Origin of the sequence: Sporolactobacillus inulinus (assembly GCF_006539285.1) — a bacterium.
GTDB classification, from domain to species: domain Bacteria; phylum Bacillota; class Bacilli; order Bacillales; family Sporolactobacillaceae; genus Sporolactobacillus; species Sporolactobacillus inulinus.
Window position 1 is genome coordinate 1 of the sequence record NZ_BJMS01000166.1, and the last position, 3256, is coordinate 3256.

Sequence of the window (3256 nt, forward strand, 5' to 3'; positions counted from 1 at the left end):
TGTCTGAGGAGGCTCCTGGACTGCCCGCGACAAGCGAGCAATCGGAGCGTACACAAAAACCAGGGTGGTTGAGGACCAAGTACAGCTTGGTTTGTCTTACCAACAATACCCATTAATGTTTTCCAATGTTAACCATGTGAATAAATAGCGCAAATATGAAGTTTGATGGCGTTTTTTGTAATCAGATTGTATCGGTGCTGTCAATAGGATGTTATTGGAATGCAACGTCCGGAGCCTATGATTAATGGTGTTGAAAAAGTTCATAAACACTGAGAAACAAAGAGATACTTTTAGAGCTCGCAATGGAGGTAGACAACTTATGAAAAAAAGCATCCTTTCCGTAGCACTAATCGGCGGGTTGACAGTTACAGGTCTCGGAACACATCAGGCACAAGCAGCTTCAGGAGCATCGGTTGTAAATGTAGCTGAACAGGGCGTTGGTTCATCTTATACATGGGGGCAAAATGACTGCTCCGGATTCACGCAACGCGTATTTTCAAAACTAGGCGTGCAGTTGCCGCATAGCTCGGCCGGCCAAGCGGGTTACGGCACAGCCGTCAGCCGTGGGAGTCTGCAGCCGGGTGATCTTGTCTTCTTCAATACGTCAGGCAGCGGCATTTCTCATGTTGGCATCTATGTTGGCAATAATCGGATGATCAGTGCGGAAACGGAGAAAACGGGGGTTCGCGAAACACAAATCTTTGGTGGAGGAGCCTCTAGCTATTGGGAGCCGCGTTTTGTGACTGCGCGAAGAGTTGTCGCCGGCCAATCCGTTTCGCAGCAGGCAGCAGAATCAACGCCCGCATCATCAACGGCGCCGGCGCCATCCGCTTCATCAGCGCCTGCACAATCAAGTTCAGATAAGGCAGCTTCTACAGCGTCCGAATCAACGACTCACGTGTCTCAGCCTGCATCGGCTCAGCCAAGTGGTGCGAAGAATCAAAGAAGTGATGATCAGAAGAGGACACCGGTCGCACAGCCGTCTTCCTCAGCGCAGCAGACGACCCAAACAGCCAAGAGCAGTGTTTCTAAAAAAACACCATCCGCTTCATCCGCATCGGTGCGGCAGCCAAGTGCAAGTGCTTCTTCAGCTTCACAAGGAACAGTAAAAAATGGCAGTTACATCGTACGCGTCGGTGATACGCTTTGGGAAATCTCGAATCAAAACGGCATCTCCGTACAAAAGCTGCAACGTTTGAACGACCTATCCGACACGATGATCCATCCGGGACAGAAGCTCAACCTGCAGGATCCGCAGCAAACCTATACCGTTAAATCCGGTGATTCGCTTTGGGCCATTGCCGATAAGCATGACACAACCGTCAAACAGTTAATGACGGCAAATCATCTGGATTCGGATCTGATCTATCCGGAAGACCACCTGACGATCAAATAAGGAAAGCATTGGTGATATAGCCATCCTCCGAACAGAACAGGATTGAGGATTAAAGACCGGGCATTTTTTGCCCGGTCTTTTCATGTTTTCGGACGTTTTGCTGATTGACCGAAACAAGCGAAGCCGCTAAATGCTAGGCGAGCGCAACTTTTTTTATTAGATAAGGGGGGCAACCGTTTAGGATGCGCAAAAAGAATTACGATAAAAAAGTATTTTTTCATCATTCCCATTGATCCCGCGTGCAGAAAGTAATACGCTAGCTAAAGTATGTCGGTAAACCTTTTTGTCCTTGGGATGAAGAGGAGTGATCCGGCACGGACAACGTCACTCAACCAGTGATGCTTGAAACGAAGCATCAGATTGATACAAGAAAGGAACATTTTCGTGGTTGCCAATCATGCTGTACCTGTACGTACCAGAAGACAGAGTGAAAATCTGATTTACTTTGCCCTTTCAATTCTTTTTAATTCTTTAGGCAATGCATTGACCGTTGCGCTTAATCTTGGCAGTGCGCTGTGGACGGCTTCTGCAGTGAATTTTACTTTTATTACAGGCATTCCGCTTGCTGTCGTACTGTTTGCATTCGGTGTGGCTGTCATTATTGCCAATGCTGTGATTATCGGCAAACTGGACTGGCACCGCATCATAGGGAACGTCATCTTCATGGTTCCGTTCAGCTATTTAATCGGGATACTCAGTAATTACTTGATCTTGTGGGGGATAAACGATCTTCCGTTGATTGTCCGAGTGGTGATGGATTGTTTCGGTGTTTGCCTCATTTCACTCGCCATTTCGATCTATCAACGTGTGAATCTCATGCTTCATCCTGTTGATGACTTGATGCAGATCATCCGCTTTAAGTATTTTAAAGGGAGCGCGACAATTGCTCAGCTAGTGACCTTCATGCCGCCAATTCTCATCACCGTGATCTGCTGGATCATCGGGCAGCATCTGCTTGCGATAAATATTGGAACAATTTTCGCATTGCTGTTCCAAGGTTCACTTGTTGGCGTGTTCGATAAGATTGTTTTTCCTTCATTAAAGCATCAGAATCTCGACCACGGCGAAACCAAGAATGACGATCGCGTGCATTCATGAGAAAACGCAAATGACCCTGAATCGGAAAAAGCTGTTTCACTAGTCAGTAGTGAAGCAGTTTTTTTCAGGCTTGAATTTACACTTTAAGTGCAATTAAAAGGACTTAAACCGATCGAAGAAGTTGAGAAACACTTGCAACAGCATAATAGCTAGCTGAACCATTATTATAAAAAAAGAAATTCATCGTTTCTAGTAGAAGAAATCTCCGAATCGGAGGAGTAATCTTAATGGATACGGCATTGGATGAAGCACAGGAATTTGTAGAACAAGAACCATTTTTAATTCATGAGATTGTCACGTATTCGTTTGTTGAATTTATGCCGTTGATTATGCGCAGCATCCGAATCATTACGAGACGCAAGGCGGAAACAATACATCTGCGACGCTTTTCGTTGGTACATGTAAGGATGGCACCTATGACGATGTATCTGCAAGTCCTGAAAAAATATACACGAGAGAGTAGCTGCACAAAAAATGGAAGGTTCGTGATGGTAAACGATTTCTAAATGAAACGGTTGTTGGAATACTCCGAAAACACTTTTGGTTATAGCCGAATGGATGTATAATAACAGAAATCACACAAAAGGAGGGACGGTATGACTGACAAGGAAAGTGAATTTCACCAACTTTTTGAGGTGCTCACAGACACGAGAAAAATTATGTTGGATTTTAAGGGAAGCGTAGACAAGCGGTTTGACGCGATAGATCAACGCTTTGAATCAATGGACAAACGCTTTGAATCAATGGACAAACGCTTTGAAT

The 3256-nt window shown here is 45.2% G+C and carries 3 protein-coding genes; all 3 read left to right on the forward strand.

Annotation, left to right across the window (positions count from 1 at the left end; translation table 11 throughout):
• Window positions 1-319: 319 nt before the first annotated feature.
• Window positions 320-1396: a C40 family peptidase gene (locus SIN01_RS14310; RefSeq protein WP_047034970.1), complete on the forward strand. Its 1077-nt coding sequence runs from the start codon at window positions 320-322 to the stop codon at window positions 1394-1396.
• Window positions 1397-1780: 384 nt separating this feature from the next.
• Window positions 1781-2494, forward strand: coding sequence for a YczE/YyaS/YitT family protein (locus tag SIN01_RS14315; protein WP_010027557.1), 714 nt, complete (start codon window positions 1781-1783; stop codon window positions 2492-2494).
• A 227-nt stretch (window positions 2495-2721) separates the two neighbouring features.
• Window positions 2722-3000, forward strand: a complete 279-nt coding sequence (locus SIN01_RS14320) for a hypothetical protein (RefSeq protein ID WP_010027726.1) — start codon at window positions 2722-2724, stop codon at window positions 2998-3000.
• The last annotated feature ends 256 nt before the right edge of the window (window positions 3001-3256 follow it).

Excerpts from the sequence above, each read along its gene's own strand:
- SIN01_RS14310 (WP_047034970.1), top strand. The coding sequence starts at position 320 with ATGAAAAAAAGCATCCTTTCCGTAGCACTAATCGGCGGGTTGACAGTT.
- SIN01_RS14320 (WP_010027726.1), top strand. The coding sequence starts at position 2,722 with ATGGATACGGCATTGGATGAAGCACAGGAATTTGTAGAACAAGAACCA.